The sequence below is a fragment of the Actinoplanes sp. NPDC051859 genome, from assembly GCF_044452725.1.
GTDB lineage: Bacteria > Actinomycetota > Actinomycetes > Mycobacteriales > Micromonosporaceae > Actinoplanes.
Genome location: NZ_JBITBX010000011.1, coordinates 205,647 through 224,172 on the forward strand (window position 1 = coordinate 205,647; position 18,526 = coordinate 224,172).

General features: G+C 69.9%; 18 protein-coding genes and 1 riboswitch. Of the genes, 7 read left to right on the forward strand and 11 right to left on the reverse strand.

The features are described 5' to 3' along the window. The first annotated feature begins 24 nt into the window (after positions 1 to 24). A complete protein-coding gene (locus ACIA1L_RS26120) occupies positions 25 to 567 on the forward strand; it encodes a hypothetical protein (protein ID WP_396075555.1) in 543 nt (180 codons plus the stop codon). On the opposite strand, the gene ACIA1L_RS26125 is transcribed toward ACIA1L_RS26120, so the two are convergent. Further along, on the reverse strand, positions 545 to 2,581 hold the full coding sequence (locus ACIA1L_RS26125) for an MMPL family transporter (RefSeq protein ID WP_396075556.1): 2,037 nt from the start codon (positions 2,579 to 2,581) through the stop codon (positions 545 to 547). The two genes, ACIA1L_RS26120 and ACIA1L_RS26125, sit on opposite strands and share 23 nt — an antisense overlap. Before the next feature lie 36 nt (positions 2,582 to 2,617). Between ACIA1L_RS26125 and ACIA1L_RS26130 the strand changes: the two genes are divergently transcribed. Beyond that, entirely contained in the window at positions 2,618 to 2,929 is a 312-nt protein-coding gene (locus tag ACIA1L_RS26130; protein ID WP_396075557.1) for a hypothetical protein, read from the forward strand. Here the strand turns inward: ACIA1L_RS26130 and ACIA1L_RS26135 are convergent. The 4 genes from ACIA1L_RS26135 to ACIA1L_RS26150 form a co-directional block, all read right to left on the reverse strand. Continuing rightward, the gene (locus ACIA1L_RS26135; protein WP_396075558.1) at positions 2,913 to 3,911 is read right to left on the reverse strand and encodes a Ku protein; all 999 of its coding nucleotides are present in this window, start codon (positions 3,909 to 3,911) and stop codon (positions 2,913 to 2,915) included. The genes ACIA1L_RS26130 and ACIA1L_RS26135 overlap by 17 nt on opposite strands. Before the next feature lie 18 nt (positions 3,912 to 3,929). Beyond that, positions 3,930 to 4,286 carry a PRC-barrel domain-containing protein gene (locus ACIA1L_RS26140; protein WP_396075559.1) on the reverse strand — a complete coding sequence of 119 codons (357 nt, stop codon included), beginning with the start codon at positions 4,284 to 4,286 and terminating at the stop codon, positions 3,930 to 3,932. 42 nt (positions 4,287 to 4,328) lie between these two features. After that, positions 4,329 to 5,801 carry an amidase gene (locus tag ACIA1L_RS26145; protein WP_396075560.1) on the reverse strand — a complete coding sequence of 491 codons (1,473 nt, stop codon included), beginning with the start codon at positions 5,799 to 5,801 and terminating at the stop codon, positions 4,329 to 4,331. A 101-nt stretch (positions 5,802 to 5,902) separates the two neighbouring features. Beyond that, complete coding sequence (locus ACIA1L_RS26150; protein ID WP_396075561.1) at positions 5,903 to 6,445, reverse strand: hypothetical protein; 543 nt, start codon at positions 6,443 to 6,445, stop codon at positions 5,903 to 5,905. A gap of 162 nt (positions 6,446 to 6,607) precedes the next feature. On the opposite strand from ACIA1L_RS26150, the gene ACIA1L_RS26155 reads away from it, so the two are divergent. Beyond that, positions 6,608 to 7,225: a hypothetical protein gene (locus tag ACIA1L_RS26155; RefSeq protein WP_396075562.1), complete on the forward strand. Its 618-nt coding sequence runs from the start codon at positions 6,608 to 6,610 to the stop codon at positions 7,223 to 7,225. Here ACIA1L_RS26155 and ACIA1L_RS26160 read toward each other — a convergent pair. Genes ACIA1L_RS26160 through ACIA1L_RS26170 form a run of 3 tightly spaced genes read right to left on the reverse strand, consistent with a single transcriptional unit; the run spans position 7,222 to position 9,706 of the window. Further along, positions 7,222 to 7,962 carry an amino acid ABC transporter ATP-binding protein gene (locus ACIA1L_RS26160; RefSeq protein WP_396075563.1) on the reverse strand — a complete coding sequence of 247 codons (741 nt, stop codon included), beginning with the start codon at positions 7,960 to 7,962 and terminating at the stop codon, positions 7,222 to 7,224. The genes ACIA1L_RS26155 and ACIA1L_RS26160 overlap by 4 nt on opposite strands. Next, positions 7,959 to 8,729 carry an amino acid ABC transporter permease gene (locus tag ACIA1L_RS26165; protein WP_396075564.1) on the reverse strand — a complete coding sequence of 257 codons (771 nt, stop codon included), beginning with the start codon at positions 8,727 to 8,729 and terminating at the stop codon, positions 7,959 to 7,961. The genes ACIA1L_RS26160 and ACIA1L_RS26165 overlap by 4 nt, the downstream gene beginning before the upstream one ends. A gap of 47 nt (positions 8,730 to 8,776) precedes the next feature. Continuing rightward, positions 8,777 to 9,706 carry an ABC transporter substrate-binding protein gene (locus ACIA1L_RS26170; RefSeq protein WP_396075565.1) on the reverse strand — a complete coding sequence of 310 codons (930 nt, stop codon included), beginning with the start codon at positions 9,704 to 9,706 and terminating at the stop codon, positions 8,777 to 8,779. 226 nt (positions 9,707 to 9,932) lie between these two features. Further along, positions 9,933 to 10,049, reverse strand: a riboswitch (SAM riboswitch). 113 nt (positions 10,050 to 10,162) lie between these two features. Between ACIA1L_RS26170 and ACIA1L_RS26175 the strand changes: the two genes are divergently transcribed. Next, positions 10,163 to 12,196 carry a M6 family metalloprotease domain-containing protein gene (locus ACIA1L_RS26175; RefSeq protein WP_396075566.1) on the forward strand — a complete coding sequence of 678 codons (2,034 nt, stop codon included), beginning with the start codon at positions 10,163 to 10,165 and terminating at the stop codon, positions 12,194 to 12,196. A 72-nt stretch (positions 12,197 to 12,268) separates the two neighbouring features. On the opposite strand, the gene ACIA1L_RS26180 is transcribed toward ACIA1L_RS26175, so the two are convergent. After that, the gene (locus tag ACIA1L_RS26180) at positions 12,269 to 13,246 is read right to left on the reverse strand and encodes a DUF2804 domain-containing protein (RefSeq protein ID WP_396075567.1); all 978 of its coding nucleotides are present in this window, start codon (positions 13,244 to 13,246) and stop codon (positions 12,269 to 12,271) included. 115 nt (positions 13,247 to 13,361) lie between these two features. Here ACIA1L_RS26180 and ACIA1L_RS26185 point away from each other — a divergent pair, with 115 nt between their 5' ends. From ACIA1L_RS26185 to ACIA1L_RS26195, 3 genes are read left to right on the forward strand one after another with little or no spacing between them, the layout of a single operon-like run. Beyond that, positions 13,362 to 13,955, forward strand: a complete 594-nt coding sequence (locus ACIA1L_RS26185) for a DUF4956 domain-containing protein (RefSeq protein WP_396075568.1) — start codon at positions 13,362 to 13,364, stop codon at positions 13,953 to 13,955. Continuing rightward, on the forward strand, positions 13,952 to 14,728 hold the full coding sequence (locus ACIA1L_RS26190; RefSeq protein ID WP_396075569.1) for a polyphosphate polymerase domain-containing protein: 777 nt from the start codon (positions 13,952 to 13,954) through the stop codon (positions 14,726 to 14,728). Before ACIA1L_RS26185 ends, ACIA1L_RS26190 begins: the two co-directional genes overlap by 4 nt. Then, positions 14,725 to 16,449, forward strand: a complete 1,725-nt coding sequence (locus ACIA1L_RS26195; RefSeq protein WP_396075570.1) for a carbohydrate-binding domain-containing protein — start codon at positions 14,725 to 14,727, stop codon at positions 16,447 to 16,449. Before ACIA1L_RS26190 ends, ACIA1L_RS26195 begins: the two co-directional genes overlap by 4 nt. On the opposite strand, the gene ACIA1L_RS26200 is transcribed toward ACIA1L_RS26195, so the two are convergent. Then, the gene (locus ACIA1L_RS26200) at positions 16,394 to 17,506 is read right to left on the reverse strand and encodes a hypothetical protein (RefSeq protein ID WP_396075571.1); all 1,113 of its coding nucleotides are present in this window, start codon (positions 17,504 to 17,506) and stop codon (positions 16,394 to 16,396) included. The two genes, ACIA1L_RS26195 and ACIA1L_RS26200, sit on opposite strands and share 56 nt — an antisense overlap. Beyond that, entirely contained in the window at positions 17,503 to 18,444 is a 942-nt protein-coding gene (locus tag ACIA1L_RS26205; RefSeq protein ID WP_396075572.1) for a metal-dependent hydrolase, read from the reverse strand. The genes ACIA1L_RS26200 and ACIA1L_RS26205 overlap by 4 nt, the downstream gene beginning before the upstream one ends. Positions 18,445 to 18,526: the final 82 nt, after the last annotated feature.

An 18,526-nucleotide genomic window follows, 5' to 3' on the forward strand; every position in this document is an offset into this window, starting at 1 on the left:
GGTACGCAATGGGAGCATGCCCGCATGCACAAGATCCCGACGCTGTTCCGCCGTGACCCCGAGAACCGCAAGCGTGTCCTGCCCGAAGCCAACCCCGAATGCCAGTGGGTCCTCGACGGGCAGGGCACGCCGACGCGGAAGTACGACGGCACGTGTGTCCTGCTCGACGAGGACGGCACATGGTGGGCCCGGCGGGAAGTACGGCCGGGCCGGACCCGTCCGCCGGGATACCGTCCGGTGGTGACCGACGAGGCCACGGGCAAGACTCAGGGCTGGGAGCCGATCGCCCAGTCGTCGTACGCGAGCTGCCACGCCGAGGCGCTCGCCGCCGCACCGCCGCAGCTTCCGCCGGGCACCTACGAGCTGATCGGCCCGAAGATCAACGGCAATCCGGAGAGCGCTACCACGCACGAGCTGGTAGCTCACGCCGACGCCGACCGCCTGGACGTGCCGCGCGACCTCGCCGGCCTGCGGGACTGGCTGCTCGCCCACCCGCAGTACGAGGGCATTGTGTGGCATCACGCGGACGGCCGACGGGCGAAGCTCAAGTATCGCGACTTCGCCTGAGCCGGCCCGGCCGCCACCAGTTGGCCTCGCCGAGGGCAGCGACCAGGGCGGGCGCCAGCACCCCGCGGACGATGGTGGCGTCGATGATGATGCCCAGCGCGAGCGCCGTCGCGAGAATCTTCACCTCGGTGGTCGGCACCTGCGCCAGTGAGATGAACGCCAGGAACAGGATCAGCGCCGCCGAGGTGACCAACCGCCCGGTACGGGCCACGCCGTGCACGGTCGCCTCGTCGGTGCTGTGCCCGTTGTCGTGTTCCTCGCCGATCCGGGCCAGCAGGAACACCTCGTAGTCCATGGACAGGCCGAACAAGAACGCGAACACGGCGATCGGCACCCAGATGGTGATCGCCCCGGAGGCGGTCTGGTCGAACAGCAGCTCGGTGCCGTGCCCGTCCTGCCAGATCCAGACCGTGATTCCGTACGCGGCCGCGAGCGACAGCACGTTCAGCAACAGAGCCTTCAGCGGCAGCACCACGGACCGCAGCGCCCGGGCGAGCAGCAGGAACGTGACCACCACGATGATCAGGACCACCCAGCCCGCGTTGCCGTACGTGGCCTCGACGAAGTCCGCGTCCTGCGCCGGCGTCCCACCCACTTTCGCGCCGGCCTTCTGGGCAACGGCTCGGATCCGGGCGGCGACGTCCGCACCTTCGCTGGTGGACGTGTCCGCGCTGGTCCACGCGAGCACGATGCTGTGGTCGCCGACCGTCCAGCCGATCGGGGTGATCGCCGCCGCGGTGCCGGGTACGGCGGCGACCTTGTCCCGTACGCCGGCCGGGTCGTTCGTCAGGATCTCGATCGGGGTGGTGATGCCGGATCCGATGCCGGCGGAGTCCACGGCGGTGATCGCCGCACCGGCGCTGCTCCCCGTTGAGGCGAGCGAGGCGTTGGTGGGCTGGCCCAGCCGCAGCCCGAGCAGGGGCGCGGCGAGGACCAGCAGCACGACGGAAGCCGCGATCGCGGACAGCCAGCGGTGCCGGACCACCACTGTGCCGATGCGCCGCCACAGCTTGCTGTCGGGCTCGGCGGAGCGCCGGTGCGGCCAGTCGAGACGCGGCCCGCACAGCGACAGCAGAGCGGGCAGCAGGGTCAGCGACGCGAGCACGCTGACGACGGGGATCAGCAGGCCGGTGAAGCCCACGCTGCGCAGGAACGGCACCGGCAGGGCGATCAGCGCGGCGAGACTGACCGCGACGGTCACCCCGGAGAACAGCACCGACCGTCCGGCCGTAACCAGGGCGGCCCGGACCGCGTCGTCGTTGTCCCGGCCGTGGCCGCGTTCCTCACGCCAGCGGGTGACGATCAGCAGGGCGTAGTCGATGGCGACGCCCAGCCCGATCAGCGCCAGCAGGAACTGCACGATGAACGAGATGTCGGTGATTCCGGTCAGGCCCCACACGATGAGGAACGTGGTGAGGATCGACGCGGCGGCGATGAGCAGCGGCATCAGCGCCAGCACCGAGCCGAACACCAGCAGGAGCACGATCAGCGCCCCGACTCCACCGAAGATCGTCTCGGCGAGCACGCTGGCCCCGCCGCCGCTGCCGGTCTCCGACGCCAGCGCGTCCTTGCCGGTCACCGTGGCACCCTGAGCGGCCGCGACCTGCTGCAACACGGGCAATGCCGCCGCGTACGGGTCGCCGCCCGGCACCGGCGGCGGGTAGACCACGACCACGCCGATGTCGCCGCGGATCAGCTCAGGCTGCTCCGCGTACGTGCTGACTCGCGCGCCGGGCAGCGCACCCTGCACCGCGAAGCGAAACTGCCCGGCCCTGGACGGATCCCTGTTCGGATCTTTGACCGACAGCAGCACGGGGGAGAGGTCGCCGCCGTTGCCGAACAGCCGGGAGATCTCCTCGTTGGTTTCATATCCGGCCTGCCCGGGCAGCGAGAAGTCGTACGTCAGCGCGGCCGTCGCCTTGGGCGCCGCGAACCCGCCGACCAAAGCCAACACGCACCACGCCGCCACAACCCACCAGCGTCGGTCCACCACGAAACGAGCCAAGGCGCTCACGAAGCGACCATAACGGGCATCGCGGCGAGGAGAGTGATGGCGACCAAGGAACCGCCGGAGACCACCGAGGACGGGCGTTTCATCGTCGTGTCCGGCCGGCGCTGGCGCGCGACAGATCCGGCAATTCCCGAGGACGTGGCGGCGGAGTTGCGCCGGGCACTGATGGCCGCCCGTCGCGACGTCGGCGCCGCACTACGCGCGGGTCAGGACCCGGCGCCTGCTCGCGCCCGCGTCCAGACCGCAAAGGTGGCCCTCGGCGAGCGCGGCACGCCCTGGTGGGAGCAGACCGCAGATCAGCGGCGGCACCGCTGGGAGCTGGGTCTGCGGGAAGTCACGAAGCCTTCCTAGCAGCTCCCGTCGCCTTCTTCGCTGGCGCCTTCTTCGCAGGCGTTTTCTTCCCCGTCGCCTTCTTCGCCGTCGCTTTCTTCGCCGTCGCCTTCTTGGCCTTCGCCGGACCGGCAGCCTTCTTGGGGGAAGACGAACCGGGAGCCTTCTTCTTCGGCGAAGTCGATGTGGCGGTCTTCTTCGGCGGGACCGCGGCCTTCTTGCCGGACGATGCGGCCTCCACGCTGCGCCGCAGCACCTCGAGCAGGTCGGTGACGTTGGTCGGCTCGGCGACCTCGGGCGCGACAGCGACCTCCTTGCCCTTTTTCTTGGCCTTGATCAGCTTGTTGACCCGGTCGGTGTAGGTGTCGCGATACTCCGCCGGCTGCCACGGGCCGGACATCGAGTCGATGAGCTGCGCCGCCATCGCCAGCTCGGCGGGCTTGGCCTTGGCCTTGCCCGGGATCCGGTCCAGCTCTTTCTTCGGGTTGCGGACCTCGTCCGCGAAGAACATCGTCTGCAGCACGAGCAGGTCGCCGTCCGCACGGATCGCGGCCAGATACTCCTTGCTGCGCATGACCAGCGTGCCGATCGCCGCCCGGTTCGCGTCCTGCATCGCGTCGCGCAGCAAGGCGTAGGTCTTCATGGTCTCGTCGCTGCCCGGCGCCAGGTAGTAGGTCTTCTGGTAGTGCACCGGGTCGATCTCGGCGAGGTCGACGAACCGATGGATTTCCAGGCCGCGCGAGCGACCGGGCGCCACCGAGTCCAACTCCTCCTGGTCCAGCAGGACCAGCTTGCCGCCGCCGACGTCGGTGCCCTTGACGATGTCGTCGTAATCGACCTCGTCGCCGGTCCGCTCGTTGACCCGCTTGTTGCGGATCCGGTCGGTGGTGCCTTTCTCGTATTGGTGGAAGGAGACCTCGTGCGCGTGCGTGGCGGAGAACAACCCCACCGGCACCGCGACGAGCCCGAACGTGATCGAGCCCTTCCAGATCGGCCGTGCCATCTGTTTCCCCTCGACCGGTTAGCGGCGTCCGAGTCGGCGCTCGCCTGACAAGCCTGGCTGATAGACGAGCTCGTAGTGGGCGAACAGCGCCGGTTCGTCGGCGGCGGTGAGCTCGCCGTCGAGGTCGATCGCGGGGGCTTCGGTGACCAGCTTCTTGGCGTACCGGACGCGGACGGCCGAGGGGCTGACGGTCGCCCCGGTCAGCGGCACGAACACCAGCCGGTGCCGCCCGAAGAAGCCGACCTTGACGGTGGCGAACGCGGGCTCGTCGGTGCCGGTGTCGACGTACACGGCCTCGAGCTCGCCGATCTTGTCGCCCTGGGGGTCGATGACCTTCTCGCCGCGCCAGTCGCGCAGGTTCTCAGCGGGGAACATACGACCGTATTCCCCGCGGGGAACCTCCCCACACGTGCGGCGCTACTCGGCGGCCGAGGGTTGGCGGGGGTGGGGCACCCGACCGGTCTGATTCTCCGGGTTGCCCGGCGTTCCGGACGGCCAGTGCCGCGCCCACTGCCGGTCATCCTCCAGCTGGGCGGCGAGGGAGACCAAGAGCGGCTCGCTGTGCGCGGGACCGAGCAGCTGCGCGCCGACCGGCAACCCGTCGGTGGTGAAGCCCGCCGGGACGCTCACGCCCGGCCAGCCCAGAACGTTCCACGGCCACGCGTACGGGCAGGCGGCGATCATTGCCCGGTCCGTGTTCCAGCTGGACAGCGCGTCCCAGGCGCCGATCCGTGGCGGTGGGGTGGCGGTGGTCGGGGTCAGCACCACGTCGTATTGGGTGAAGATGGCGCCGATGCGGCGGCGCAGAGGAGCGTCCGCGGCCCAGGACAGGCGCAGTGCCGCGCCGCTGAGCAGCTGTCCCTGCCGGGCGGTGTGTCGGGTGCGGCGGTCGAGCACCGAGATGTCCGGCACCCGCTGAGTCCAGTCCCGGACGCCGGTGGCGGCTCGGGGCACGAAGGCCAGGCCGATCAGCCCGTAACGCGGGTTGGCCTCCACGACCTCGTGCCCGAGCCGGGTGAGCGTCTCGGCCAGGCCGACGACGGCCTGCCGGACCGCCGGGTCCAGTGGCCGGGAGATGCCGCCGGCGAATGCGCTGCGGAACGACAGCGCGATCCGCAACCGGCCCGGATCCCGGCCCACGGCGGGGAGCACCGGCACCGGCGGCGGCTGGTGCAGGTCGCCTTGATGGCTGCCGGCGGCCGAGTCGAGCAGCAGTGCGGCGTCGGCGACCGTGCGAGCCAGTGGCCCGTACCCGGTGAGCCCGTGGAACGCCTCCGGGTGCGGCCAGGTGCTGATCCGGCCGCGTTGGGGTTTGATGCCGACCAGGTGGGTCCAGGCGGCCGGGATGCGCACCGAACCGGCACCGTCGGAGCCCAGCGCTGCCGCGACGAGCCCGGCGGCCACCGCAGCGGCAGCGCCGCCCGAGGACCCGCCGGGGGTCCGGTCCAGCGCCCACGGGTTGCGGGTGGCGCCGAAGGCCGGCCCCTCGGTGAACGGCCACTGGCCCAGCTCACACGTGTTGGTCTTGCCCACCACGACCGCTCCGGCGGCCCGCAGCCGGCGGACCGCCTCGGCGTCGGTCTCCTGCGGCGGAAATTCGCCGTCGCAGCCGAACGCGGTGGGGTCCCCGGCCACGTCGATATCGTCCTTGAGCGCGACGGGGACGCCCAGCAGGGGCAGCCGTTCCCCTGCGGCGAGGCGTCGGTCGGCGTCCTCGGCCTCCGCGAACGCGGCCTCGGCCCGCAACCGCCGAAACGCGTTGAGCGTCGGTTGAGCTGCTTCGATGCGCAGCAGGGCCCGTTCGACGAGCGACGTCGACGTGACCGTGCCCTCGGCCAGTGCCTGTGCCTGGGCCGTGAGTCCGTCGGGTGCGGCGTGGGCCATGGACATCCCCTGTCGTCGACGCGGTGAAACGCATCGAACGATAGGCAATGGTGGCTGCCGCGTATAGGTTGATCTCAATAAAAAGCCCGATCAGCCCTAGGCCCGGGTCACCGCACCCGCTTGACCCCCACCCGCGGCTCGCCCGCAGCCGACAGCAGGAGCACCTCGTCGCCGGTGCCGACCAGCTCCAGCTGCAGCACCGCGATGTGCCCGGCGCCAACCGACACCAGCCCGGCGCCGGTCACGGTCAGGATGCCCGGCCAGCTCAGATCCTCCTCGAGCAGCCGGACCAGGCCGTCGGTCACCGGGCCGTCGCCGCTCTCGCGCGCCGCCACTGGCAACGTGTCGGGCACCGTACGCCCCGCAGCCACCAGCCGATGCACTCCGATCCCGATCCGTCCTTCCCGGACCTGCGCGTCGAGGCAGATCGGTCCATGCTCCGCTGGCAGCGCATTCAGGGCAGTAGCCGCAGCTGTGGCATCGTCCGGATCGGCGGACACTTGCAGCACTTCCGCCAGCGGAGCCGCAGAGTGCTCGAACGCCCCACGGAACACTTCCATGAAACTGCGGAACGCCGGCAGTTCGTCCGTGCCAAGGTCGATCCGCACCGCGTCGAAGATGAAGCTCTCCCGCATCGTCGCCTCCCCCATCGGCTGCCACGTTCCGCCGAGCGTGGCACGCCCCGGTCGCTTCCCGGCGGCGAACGCTGAAGGTTGTCAGCGAACCGACACCCGGGCGGCAACCCGGTGGCACTCAGTGCGGTCTGCCGGCGGCCGATTCCATCCTTGACGCCAACCTGGGAGGGATTGCCGGTGCTTGTTCGTACCTGGATTCTGCGGCTGGCGGCAGCGGCGCTCCTCCCGGTCCTGCTCAGCGGCTGCGATGTGCCCGAGGCGCTCGGCGGCAAGGGGTCCGCGAAGGAAGCCGACCAGGCGGCCGAGCCCGCGGCGGGCTGGATCGTCGTCAAGCAGGGTGCGAAGGCCCCGGAGAAGACCGCGCCGAAGGCGGTGCCGACGCCCAGCGCCACTGTTCCACCGGCCAAGCCGGCCGCGGCGCCCGCGCCCGCGCAGACCGGGCGCAGCACCGATCTGCGCTGCAGCGAAAACTACCAGCCCGGCAAGATCGACGGGCTGGACACCACGATCGGATCCACCTCAGCCACCGTGCGCTGGCTCGACACTGGCGACAAGAGCGTGCTCACTTACCGCGTCACCAGCATCTCCCAGCAGCTGAACTCCGGTGCGCAGCCGCCGCTGGTGTGGCAGGAGGTCAAGCCGGCCAAGGGTTGCGCGATGCTTTCCGCGGTCATCACCGGCCTGAAGCCGAAGACGCCGTACATGTTCTCGGTCGACATCGTCCGGGCGACCTCCTGGCAGAACGGGCTGATGGCCGCGACCGTCGCCCGGTCCCCGGTGATCAAGACGCTCTAGAGCACCTGCGAGAGGAACTGGCGCAACCGCGGATGGGTCGCCCGCTCGAAGATCTCGGCCGGGGGACCGGCCTCGAGCACGACCCCGCGATCCATGAAGGCGACGGTGTCGGCGACCTCCCGAGCGAAGCCCATCTCGTGAGTCACCACGACCATGGTCATGCCCCCGGCGGCCAGGTCGGCCATCAGGCCGAGCACGCCCTTGACCAGCTCCGGGTCGAGCGCGGAGGTGGCCTCATCGAAGAGCATCACCTGCGGCTGCAACGCCAGGGCGCGCGCGATCGCGACGCGCTGCTGCTGGCCGCCGGACAGGTGCGCCGGGCGGGCGTCGGCCTTGGCCGACAACCCCACCAGATCCAGTTGGGTACGGGCGATCGCCACCGCCTCGTCCTCGGACAGCTGCTTCAACCGGCGCAGCGCGAGCGTGATGTTGCGCAGCACGCTCATGTGCGGAAACAGGTTGAACTGTTGGAACACCATCCCGACCCGTTGCCGCAGCCGGTCCGGGTCGTCGGCTAGCACGCTGCGGCCGTCCAGCAGGACGTCGCCGCGGTCCGGCTCGATCAGGCGGTTGATGGTGCGCAGCAGCGTCGACTTGCCGGAGCCGGACGGCCCGATGACACACGCGGTCTCGCCGCGGGCCACGTCGAGGTCGACGCCGCGCAGCACCTTGTTCGGTCCGAAGGCCAGGTGGATGTCGCGCAGCGCCAGGCTGACGGAAGTGGCGACGTCGGTCATCGTTCGGTTCCCCTCACCGCGCCGGACAGGGCCAGGTCGTCATCGTCGTCGGGTGCCGCGGGTTGTCGGCCGTTCCGCAGCCGCCGGTCGATCCAGTTGACGATGTGGGTCAGCGGCACGGTCAGCGCGAGATAGAACAGCCCGGCCAGCAGCAGCGCGGACTCGTTGCCCGTGGTAGCGGCATGGTCTTGCCCGATCCGGAACAGTTCCCGCTGGCTGGCGACCAGTCCGAGGAAGTAGACCAGGCTGGAGTCCTTGATCAGGGCGATCAGCTGGTTCACCCAGGCCGGCAACACCCGGCGAATGCCCTGCGGAATGATCACCAGCCGCATCGACTCGGCCCAGGAGAAACCGAGCGCGCGGGCGCCCTCCAGTTGGGCTGCCTCCACGGACTGGATGCCGGACCGGAAAATCTCTCCGATGTACGCCGCCGCGATCAGCGACAGCGCCAGAATCCCCAGCGGGTAAGGGTTCGGCCCCCAGATCTCCATGCCCAGCGGCGCCAGCCCCACGCCGATCAGCAGGATGGTCGCCGCCGCCGGGAGCCCGCGGAACACGTCGGTGTAGACCCGGGCCGGCCAGCGCAGCCAACGGGTCCGCGAGATCCCGGCGACGGCCAGGAGGAGGCCGAAGATCGAGCCGAGCAGGGCGGCGGTGACCGCCAGGATCAGCGTGTTGCGCAACCCGACCGAAACCATCTCGGGCAGCGCGGCCCGCATCGACTCCCAGTCGAAGAACGTCTCCCACAGAGTGCTCAGCGCATCCATCCGTCGGTCACCGTCCCCTACTCGTTGTTCCGTAGTGTCAATCGCGGTCAGGAAGCAGCCGACGCGGAGGCCGCCGGAGCCGTGGCAGTGGCGGACGCAGTGGCGGACGCACTGGCCGCCGGAGTCGCCCCGGCCGAAGCCGAGCCCGCGGCCTTGCCGCTGCCGGGCTTGAAGTCGGCCGGCACGGGACGGCCGGGGTAGTACTGCTCCTGGAGCTTCTTCCAGGTGCCGTCCGCGATGACCTCGTCCAGGCCCTTGTTCAACGCCTCGCGCAGCTTGTCGTTGCCCTTCGCCACCGCATAGGCGGTCGGGGCGGGGGACAGCTCCTTGGCCGCGACCTTGATCTTCGAGTTGCTGTCCGCAGCGGACTTCTCGCCGATCTCCGCGGGCGCGATCCAGGCGTCTGCGGTGCCGGCCTTGAGCTGGTTGATCGCACCGTTGTAGTCGGGCACCCGCACCGGGTTGAGGCCCTTACCGCTGGCGTAGTCGTCCTGGACGGTGCCCTGCACGACGACGACCCGCTTGCCGGCGAGCTGGTCGAACGAGGTGATCGTCGAGTTTGCCGGCACGTCGAGTCCGAAGTAGCCGAAGTCGTAGCCGTTGCCGAAGTCGACGGTCTTCTTCCGCGCCTCGGTGATGGTGATGGAGGAGCTGCCGACGTCGAACTTCTTGTTGTTGACCTGGGACAGCAGGGCGGAGAAGTCGGTGCCGACGAACTCCACCTTGAGGTTCAGCTTGCCAGCGACCGCGGTGAGCAGGTCGTTGTCGAAGCCGGTGAACTTGCCGTCCTTGAGGTAGACGTTCGGCGGCGCGTCGGTCAGCGTGCCGGTCCGCAGCACACCCGGCGTCTGCAGGCCGTACGGGTTGTCGGCCGAGCTGGCGGCCTTGTCGTCGCCGCAGGCGGTGAGCAGGGTGGTGCCGAGGATCGCGGTGATGCCGAGGGCCGCGGCCCGGGTGAAGGCAGGCAGGAATCGCACAGGGTTCTCCGATGACAGGTGTTCGACGCGGGCAGAGCGCAGGGCTCCGCCACGCAGAGGGGAGGGCGTACTGAAGGGGGAGTGGGGCGCGGCTAGCGCGCGTCGCCGGGGCGACAGGCGGCGCTGCAGACCCGCATCATGTCGACGTGCCGGCGCTGGGTCAGGGCCGGTGTGATCGGATCGCGGGAAGACATGGTTCTCCTAGGTCGGGAATGACCTGGGAACCAGGCCACGCTTGCACGGCGAGCTTGCGCTCGGCGTGCCTGGTCTTCACCCGGGGCACCCCACCGCGGAGGAGGGTTGCCGGCCAGCAAGCCGGGGCTTGATGCTGGCGCTCATGACCTGGTCGAAAGGCTAGCAGCCGGGCTGGCCTTGCCGTCCAGTCAGTGAGACCACGCTCACCTGCCCGACACCCAAGGCATTGATGAGCGTCACTGAAGCTGCCAGGATGGGCCGATGACCATGCGAAGGCGGGTAGGACCGGCCGCGGCGGCCGTACTGCTGCTCCTGGCCGGGGCCTGGGCGGCCCCGGCGCCGGCGAGCGCCGAGCCTGCGGGCGGCGACGCGGACACTCCCTGGCGGCTGCGGCACTGGCCGCAGACCCAACCCTGGCAGCGGGACCAACCCGCGGCCGCGGCCCGCCCGGCCGGTGCCCCGAGCCCCATCGACCCGCAGATCTACGAGCTGCCGGACACGATGACCTGGGACGACTACGTCGCGGTGCCGGGCACCAACTGGGCGGACCCCGCAGTGCGCGGTTCGGTCCGCAATTTCAAGGGCGCGCTGGTGCTCGTCGACTTCGCCAACCAGCCCTTCGTGGTGACCCAGCCGGAACGGTCCACCATCTACGGCACTCCCATCGGTGTCCACGATGTACCGCGCGCCGACGTGCCCGAGTTCTACGGCGACTTCCTCAACAAGCCGGGCGGACTCAACCGCGGACACACCATCCACGAATACTGGATGGAGGACTCCGGCGGCCGGTTCGGCATCGAGCTCGGCAGCTTCGGCGTCTACCAGATGCCCCAGTTCAGCCACGAGTACGGTATCGAGACCTCCATGCAGCGCGGCCTCGGTTGCCCGGCCGGTGACACGTGCGGTCGCGACATTCGTACGGACGCCCGCGCGGCCTGGATCGCCGACGTGGGTGAGGAAACCGCCGCGCAGTTCGACTTCGTGTTCTTCCTCGCGGCCGGCCAGGACGAATCGGCGACCTGGCAGGAGTTCGGCGAGATGAAGTTCGCCACCAAGGAGCAGGTCTCGGACGCGTTCGGCCCACCGGACGCCGCTCTGCCCAACTGGAATGCCACCCGTTACGTCGAGTGGACGTCGTGGGCGGCCTCGTCGAACATCTGGCCCAACGCCACCAGCGGCAGCTCCGTGCAGGCCGAAAGCTCCGGCATGTCCACCTACGCGCACGAGTTCAGTCACATCCTCGGCGTCGGCGACAACTACAACAACCCGTACTCGGTGCCCGCCCGCCGCGACTACAGCGGACCGTGGGAAATGCTCAGCCGCGGCACCTTCAACGGCCCCGGCGGCCCGCACAGCCGCTGGCTCATCCCCGGCATGGCCGGCTCCTCCATGGGCGCCCAGCACATGCTGCGCAACAAGCTCAAGCTCGGCATCGTCGACAACGCCGCGGTGGTCCGCCTGTCCCGCGCCGCTCTCGCCACCTCCGGCGTCGTGGTGTCCCGCGTAACCGCCCGCACCGTGCAGGGCGGCACCGCCGGCATCAACGTCACCCTCGACGGCGGCGACCGCAGCCCCGCCTGCGACACCACCACCGACCCGTACTGCGACGGCGGCCGGTACGACAACTACACGCTCGAAGTCGTCGACCGGATGGGCTTCGACTCCTTCACTCCCGACTCGGGCGTCCTGCTCGCGAAGACCAAGAACGCCGACGCGGCCCCGTTCATCTGGACCATCGACGCCAACCCGCAGGACATCGACAAGGTGGACTTCGTGTCCCCCGACGGCACTGAAAAGAAGATGACCATCGGCGATTATCGGCAGCTCTCGGACGCCCTCTTCCACGCGGGCACCGACTCGGGCAGCCGCTACGAATACGTCGACACCGCCAACCGGCTCCACTTCTACGTATTGGACCGCCAACGGGATGCGGCCGGCGTGCTCTCCTACCGGGTGGCCGTACGCTCCCTCGACGGCGCCGGACCACACCGCCGCGGAGTCGCCCTCTCCGCCTCCACCGGCACTGCCACCGGCTCGGGCTGGTCCCGTTGCCGCCTCCCCATCCGCAACACCGGCAGCGCCACCGACGTCTACCGCATCGCCGCTTCGGCCGGTGCCGGCTGGACGGTGTCACTGCCGCGTGCCGTCACCGACGTGGCGGCCGGACAGGGCGGCACGGTCGAGGTCCACGTCAAGCGCCCTGCCGGTGCTGGACGCGGCACGACGGTGACGGTCACCGCCAAGTCGGAGAGCAACGCAGCCGTGGCCGCCACGGCTACCTGCCGAGTCCGCTGATCCCGCTATCGTGGTCCCGGTTCCCACCCGCGGGATCCGGGACCACGATGCTGGTGAAGGGCGGGTGCGCGCTTACCAGCGGTTGCGGGCTTCCTCAGCCCAGCCGGTGAGGCCGCTCAGGTCGACGCGATGGCCGGCGGAATCGGTGGCCCAGCCGGTGAAGTGGCCGAAGCACTGGTGGGTTTCGCCGGCGAGGATGCCGAGATTGGTGCGGGAAACGCGCTCGTGGAAAGGCTCGAAGCGCACGTCGACCCGTTCGCCCTGCACGCGCCAGGGTTGGCGCCAGGCCCGCCGGTCGTACGTCCAGACCAGGTCTTCGGAAATCTTGTGGAGGACGCCGTCGAGGATGAGGCCGTTCTCGGTGCTGCCCGTGCCGTCGGTCCACTTGCCACCGAGTTGGAGGGCGCGGCCCGGCGCATAGCCTGCGGCCCAGTTCCACGCCGCCGAGTACGGCCACTTGCCGCGCCCGTGGTCGAGGACGGCGAACGACCCGTCGAGCGGCACCGGGTGCAGGACGCCGCCGAGCCCGAGGGTGCCGTGGACGGGGCGGCCGACGTCCTTGAGCGTGTACTGGAAGCGGGTCGTGGACCAACCGACGACCACGCCGAGGACGTCGTGGCCGGTGTGGGGGATGGTCAGGTCGAGGTCGATGTTCTTGGCGTGGGCGCGCACGGTGGTCGCGGCGGCGTCCTGGTCGATGTCGATGGAGAGGCCGCCGCCCCGCGCGGACACCCGGCCAGTGCCGGACACCGGCGGAAATACGGCGTCCCGGGCAAACGGCACCGTCGCTTCGGCGGTCGTCTCGTGGCCGGTCGCCCGGTCGAGGACGTAGAGGCTGTGTACGCCGGCGTAGTCGAGGGATGACGCGACCACGCCGATGATGTGCGACGGGGTGACGACGCCCCAGTATTCCCACCGTTTGGTTCGCCCCCAGCCGCGCAGGTTGGCGTGGTGCAGGGGCGTGCGGCTGAAACCCACCGCGGCCGGGTTCAGGCGCCCGTCGGGGCGGCACAGCTCGACAGCTGAGGTGATCTCGCGTTCCCCGGTCATGGCCGCCATTTGATCACGCCCACTCTCGTACGGCCGGCACAGGATCGGCACAGGGAACGGACAGGTGCGCCGGGCGTACTGAGGAGGTCGTTGTCGTCTGGAGCTAGGAACGCCCGTGAATCAGCTGTTCGCCGTGGGTGCGGATCTCGTCGCCATCGCCTTGTTGACCTTCGCCGTCTATTTCCCGCGGCACCATCGGCGGGACCTGGTGGCCGCCTTTCTGACCGTGAACATCGGCGTGCTGGCCTGTGCGACGGTGCTGGGGTCGGCGAGCGTCGGGGCGGGGCTCGGTCTGGGGCTGTTCGGCGTGCTGTCGATCATCCGGTTGCGGTCGGACGAGATCGCCCAGGTCGATCTGGCCTACTACTTCGCCGCGCTGGCGTTGGGCCTGCTGGCCGGGCTGGGCGCCGAGCTGGGGTCGGTGACCTATGCGCTGATGGCCCTGGTGGTGGCGGCGCTGCTGATCGGCGACCATCCCCGGCTGTTGCGCCGCTACCGCAGTCAGACCGTGCAGCTCGATGTGGCGTACGCGGATGAGGACGCGCTGCGCGCCCACCTGGAGCTGATGATGAAGGTCCGGGTCGTGCACGTCAGCGTCAAGCACCTCGATCTGGTGAACGACACGACGCTGGTGGAGCTGCGCTATGTGGCGGCCACCCCGGTCGCGGTGGCTGATCGCGGTCCGGCGCTCGAACGGGTCAGCGCATGACCACCGCCGTGGCGGAGGAGGCCGCGCTGGCGCCTATCACGCTGGCCGAGCTGAACGAGCAGGCCGGGCTGCTCACGCGGGTGGACCGCAAGTATCTGCTTCCGGTCGCGGACCTGCCGCTGCTGTGGGCCGGGCTGCCCGCCGACGTGCGGGTGCTGGAGATCGACTCGCGGCGCCGGTTCGGCTACCGGTCGGACTACTTCGACACGCCCGCGCTGACCAGCTTTCACGGCGCCGCGCGCCGCAGGCGACGCCGGTTCAAGCTGCGGGTCCGCAGCTATCTCGACTCGGACCTGCGGTTCCTGGAAATCAAGACCCGGGGCGCGCGCGGCACCACCGTCAAGCAGAGATTTCCGTACGCGGGCAGCACCGCGTTTCTCCACCCGGCAGCCGCCGAGCTGGCCGTGGCAACACTGCACGCGGCGGGCGTTCCCGACGTGGGTGACCGGTTCGCTCGCACCCTGACCACCGAGTATGAGCGGATCACGCTGCTGCTGCCCGCCAGCGGCAGCCGGGTGACCGTCGACCGGCATCTCGGCTGGGCTGTGCCGGGCGGCGGCGAACTGAGTCTGCCGGGCCGGGTGATCGTGGAGACGAAGTCGGGCGGGTCCACCTCGCCCATCGACCGCCTGCTGTGGTCGTTGGGGCACCGACCGTGCGCGGTCTCGAAGTACGCCACCGGCCTCGCCGCCCTGCACCCCGCCCTGTCCGCGAACCGCTGGTGCCCCGTGCTGCGGCGCCATTTCACCGATCCGGAGACGAGCCGATCATGAGAATTCGCAAGACCTTCCTCACCGCCGTGACCTCGGCTGTCCTGGCCGCGGCGGTGCTGACCGGCTGCTCCCGCGCCGACGACACGACGAGCGCCGCACCGGTGGCCGTCGCGGTCAGCGCCGACCTGACCGCGGCCGACGTGCTTGCCGCCAACAAGAAGGTCCACACGGCTGCCACTGTGGATGCTTCCCAGACCATCGACATCACGCTCTCCGGCCATACGGCGCGGGCTTCGGGAAGCGGCGTCAAGGTCGACGGGGGTACGGTCACCATCACCGCGGGCGGCGTGTACCGGATCTCCGGCACGATCAACGACGGCCAACTCGTCGTGACCGCACCGGACGCCACGGTGACCCTGATCCTGGACGGCGCGCATGTCACCAGTTCGACCACAGCGGCGATCGCCGCGACCGAGGTGAGCGAGCTGATCGTCGACCTCGCAGACGGCAGCACCAACGAACTGGCCGACGCGTCGTCTCACGCCGCGGACGCCGATGTGAACGCGGCGCTGTTCAGCGCGGGTGACCTCACCATCACCGGCTCGGGTGCGCTGGCGGTGCGGGGCAACGGCAACGACGCCATCGCCTCGAAGGACGGTCTGGTGGTGCAGTCCGGTGCCCTCACCGTGCAGGCGAAGGACGACGGCATCCGCGGCAAGGACTATGTCGTCGTCAACGGCGGCACGCTCGCGGTGACGGCGGGCGGCGACGGGCTCAAGGCCGACAACGAGGACGAGGATGCCGGCTTCGTCGCCGTGGCCGGCGGCTCGGTAGCGGTCACCAGCGGTGGTGACGGCGTCGACGCCACGACCGACCTCGTCGTCACCGGTGGGAAGGTGACCGTTACAGCGGGCGGCGGAGCCGCGACGCAGCCCAGCGACGACGTCTCCACCAAGGGCCTCAAGTCGGGCGTGATCTCGGTCCTCGAAGGCGGCACCCTCACGGTCGACTCGTCCGACGACGCGGTGCACAGCGACGGCGCGGTCCGGCTGAGCGGTGCCACGGTCACGGCAGCGAGCGGCGACGACGGCATCCATGCGGAAAGCAATCTGCGGGTCGACAGCGGCAGCCTGACGGTCACGGCGTCGGTGGAGGGCGTCGAGTCCGCCACCATCGCCGTCAACGGCGGCAAGGTCACGCTGACCGCCAGCGACGACGGCCTCAACGCGGCCGGCGGGTCTACTGACACCTCGACCGGCGACGCAGCCGGTGGTCAGCAGCGGGGTGGCGGGCCCGGTGGCGGCGGAGAGCAGGTGGGCCCGTACACGGCAACGGTCACCGGTGGCGAGCTGGTGATCAACGCGGAGGGCGACGGGTTCGACTCGAACGGCACCGCGAGCATCACCGGTGGCAAGGTCGTGGTCAACGGGCCGACCCGCAACGGCAATGGCGCGCTCGACGTCAACGGCACGTTCCGGGTGGACGGCGGCGAGCTGATCGCGGTGGGCAGTGCCGGAATGGTGGTCACCCCGGATGCGGCATCGACGCAGGGCTGGCTGTCGGCGACGCTGGACTCGGCCGTCGAGGCCGGCACCACCGTCACGATCCTCGACGGCGACGGCAAGGAGGTGGCCGCGTTCACGGCTTCCAAGACGATGCAGAACGTCGTCTACTCCGCGGCCACCATCGAGAAGGGCCAGCAGTATTCGGTCTCCGGCACCACAGTCACCGCCGGAGAGGCGCCGGCCGGCGGCGGCGGGTTCGGGCGGGGTGGCCGCTGACCGCGTACCCGAGGAAGGCCGCCACGACCAGGGCGCACGCCGCCGCGTACCCCAGGCTTCCGATCGGGGTGCCGACCGGCGTGCGCCCGTCCGTGGCGGCGAGATAGTCCGGCAGCGCGACCGCCCACAGCCCGGCGAACACCGCGAGAAACGCCCAGCCGGCCACGACCGGATAGCCACCGAGGAAGCCCGGTGCGGGTTCTTCCCGCGGACGACCCGCGCGGCGCACGGTCCCGATCGTCAGGACCACGAACACCGCGAGAACCACCCAGAGCGCGATTGCCTGGGCGATCGGGAAACGGCTCGGCACCAGTCCGTACGGCAGGGAGCAGATCATCATGGCGAACGGGGTGAGCACTCCCACCGCGACAACTCGCAGCACCATCGACGCTGTGGTGTGGGAGCGCCGGGCCAGCAACAGCCTGGTGAGAAGCACCATGCCGAACGGGGATGCGGCCGCGAAGATGACGACACTGCTGACCGGGACGGCCGCCAGCCAGGGCGTATTCGTCGGCGCGTCCGGGTTCCACGCCCACCAGCGCAGGTGCGGTCCGAGCTGATCGAAGATCTCGTAACAGCAGTGGAAGACGACGGCCACGCAGGCCGCCCCGGCGACCGGTCCGTGCCGGTCCAGCAGGCCGGTCCGTTGGACGAGCGCGTACGCGGCATAGGTCAGCGCCGGATAGATCGCGACGATGTAGAGCGGCAGCCGGTCCTGCAGGAACTGCACGGAGAACACGTTGTGCACGAAGATCAGGCCGAGCTGGTCCTGCAGGCCGAACCGCTCGGGAAAGTACAGCGGCGGCTCGAGCACCAGCAGGTAAACGAGGGTGGCGCACCAGAGGCCGAGATTGCTGGGATCGCCGCGCCGGCGCCACCACAGCACCGCGTGAACCAGGGCGGCGATCGCTGCGAGGACGAAGAACGCCTCCACGACGGGCATCGTGCTGTCGGCGAGTGCGGTCGGTGCGCGTACGGAAACAAAGGGTGCGGTGTTTGTGCAGTCGATCTCCCCGAGGGTGCGGGCCGTCTCGGCGAAGCCGGGCGGGCAGCTCATAGCCGACCACCCGGCAGCTTGGCCCCGGAGTAGTAGTGGGTCATGTCGTAGCCCGCCTCCCACCGCGTGAACCAGGTGTCCGCGAAGCGCGGGAGCGGCTCGCGGGACGGCCGGTGGTGCGGCACCTGCGAGAGCAGCAGGCGGTAGACGAGGATGAGCATCTCCCAGTTCGACGCGGGGGCGAAGGTGGCGGGCGGGAACATGCCGAGGCGGGTGCGCCACGACTCCCGTAGCGGCAACCGGGCGAGCAGCTCCTCGCGGCGGACGCCGTCCGGGGAGACGTTGCGGTATTCCGCCCGCCGGTCCGCCTCCGGCACGTGCTCTTCAAACCCGGTGAGGATGTCCCGGTAGAGCTGCATGACGTGCCGGAACACCGACCGCGTGCAGCGGGTACGGAAGTAGCGGTTCCGCACGACGGCGTCGCACACGATCAACGCTGAGCTGCGGTGCTCAACCTCTTCCACGAAGTGCCAGAGAAACAGCGAGGCGACCCGCTCATCGCCCGGATGGAACAGCACATCCTCGTGGTCGAGCATCACCTTGAAGATCGGCGTGAACGTCGATTCCAGATCCGCCGTGTACGCCAGGCAGTACGCCAACGATTTCGTCTCGATGAGCCGGTCGAACGAGGCGTGTGCCGCGTCGACGGTCTGCTGCAGTGCCGGGTATTGCCGGACCAACGCCGCCACGTGCTTGCGGTGGTTGTTGGCGTGCTGCGCCTCCTGGCGCAGAAACGCCTCCGCCTCTTCCGCCGCCGCCGGGTCCTTGATCAGGGGGATCGCGGCGCGGGTGTTGGTGACGATGAACTTCTCGAAGGCGATCGCCATGATGCTGATGGCGTTGGCCATCAGCCCGAACTTCGGGTGGCTGGGCAGCCACTGGAACGGGGTGGTCTCGTCGAAGCGGAAGTCGATCTTTCGGATGTGCAGATCGGTCATGGGACGCTCCGTAATTGACGGGTGTCAATTACGTTTATAGAGTCGCCGCATCGCACTTGTCCAGAGGCCACCGACCGAGTCC

What these genes read in the sequence shown, in the direction of transcription:
- ACIA1L_RS26120 (WP_396075555.1), top strand. Translation starts at nt 25, where the DNA reads ATGCACAAGATCCCGACGCTGTTCCGCCGTGACCCCGAGAACCGCAAG.
- ACIA1L_RS26130 (WP_396075557.1), top strand. Translation starts at nt 2,618, where the DNA reads ATGGCGACCAAGGAACCGCCGGAGACCACCGAGGACGGGCGTTTCATC.
- ACIA1L_RS26135 (WP_396075558.1), bottom strand. Translation starts at nt 3,911, where the DNA reads ATGGCACGGCCGATCTGGAAGGGCTCGATCACGTTCGGGCTCGTCGCG.
- ACIA1L_RS26140 (WP_396075559.1), bottom strand. Translation starts at nt 4,286, where the DNA reads ATGTTCCCCGCTGAGAACCTGCGCGACTGGCGCGGCGAGAAGGTCATC.
- ACIA1L_RS26145 (WP_396075560.1), bottom strand. Translation starts at nt 5,801, where the DNA reads ATGTCCATGGCCCACGCCGCACCCGACGGACTCACGGCCCAGGCACAG.
- ACIA1L_RS26150 (WP_396075561.1), bottom strand. Translation starts at nt 6,445, where the DNA reads ATGGGGGAGGCGACGATGCGGGAGAGCTTCATCTTCGACGCGGTGCGG.
- ACIA1L_RS26160 (WP_396075563.1), bottom strand. Translation starts at nt 7,962, where the DNA reads ATGACCGACGTCGCCACTTCCGTCAGCCTGGCGCTGCGCGACATCCAC.
- ACIA1L_RS26165 (WP_396075564.1), bottom strand. Translation starts at nt 8,729, where the DNA reads ATGGATGCGCTGAGCACTCTGTGGGAGACGTTCTTCGACTGGGAGTCG.
- ACIA1L_RS26175 (WP_396075566.1), top strand. Translation starts at nt 10,163, where the DNA reads ATGACCATGCGAAGGCGGGTAGGACCGGCCGCGGCGGCCGTACTGCTG.
- ACIA1L_RS26180 (WP_396075567.1), bottom strand. Translation starts at nt 13,246, where the DNA reads ATGACCGGGGAACGCGAGATCACCTCAGCTGTCGAGCTGTGCCGCCCC.
- ACIA1L_RS26190 (WP_396075569.1), top strand. Translation starts at nt 13,952, where the DNA reads ATGACCACCGCCGTGGCGGAGGAGGCCGCGCTGGCGCCTATCACGCTG.
- ACIA1L_RS26195 (WP_396075570.1), top strand. Translation starts at nt 14,725, where the DNA reads ATGAGAATTCGCAAGACCTTCCTCACCGCCGTGACCTCGGCTGTCCTG.
- ACIA1L_RS26200 (WP_396075571.1), bottom strand. Translation starts at nt 17,506, where the DNA reads ATGAGCTGCCCGCCCGGCTTCGCCGAGACGGCCCGCACCCTCGGGGAG.
- ACIA1L_RS26205 (WP_396075572.1), bottom strand. Translation starts at nt 18,444, where the DNA reads ATGACCGATCTGCACATCCGAAAGATCGACTTCCGCTTCGACGAGACC.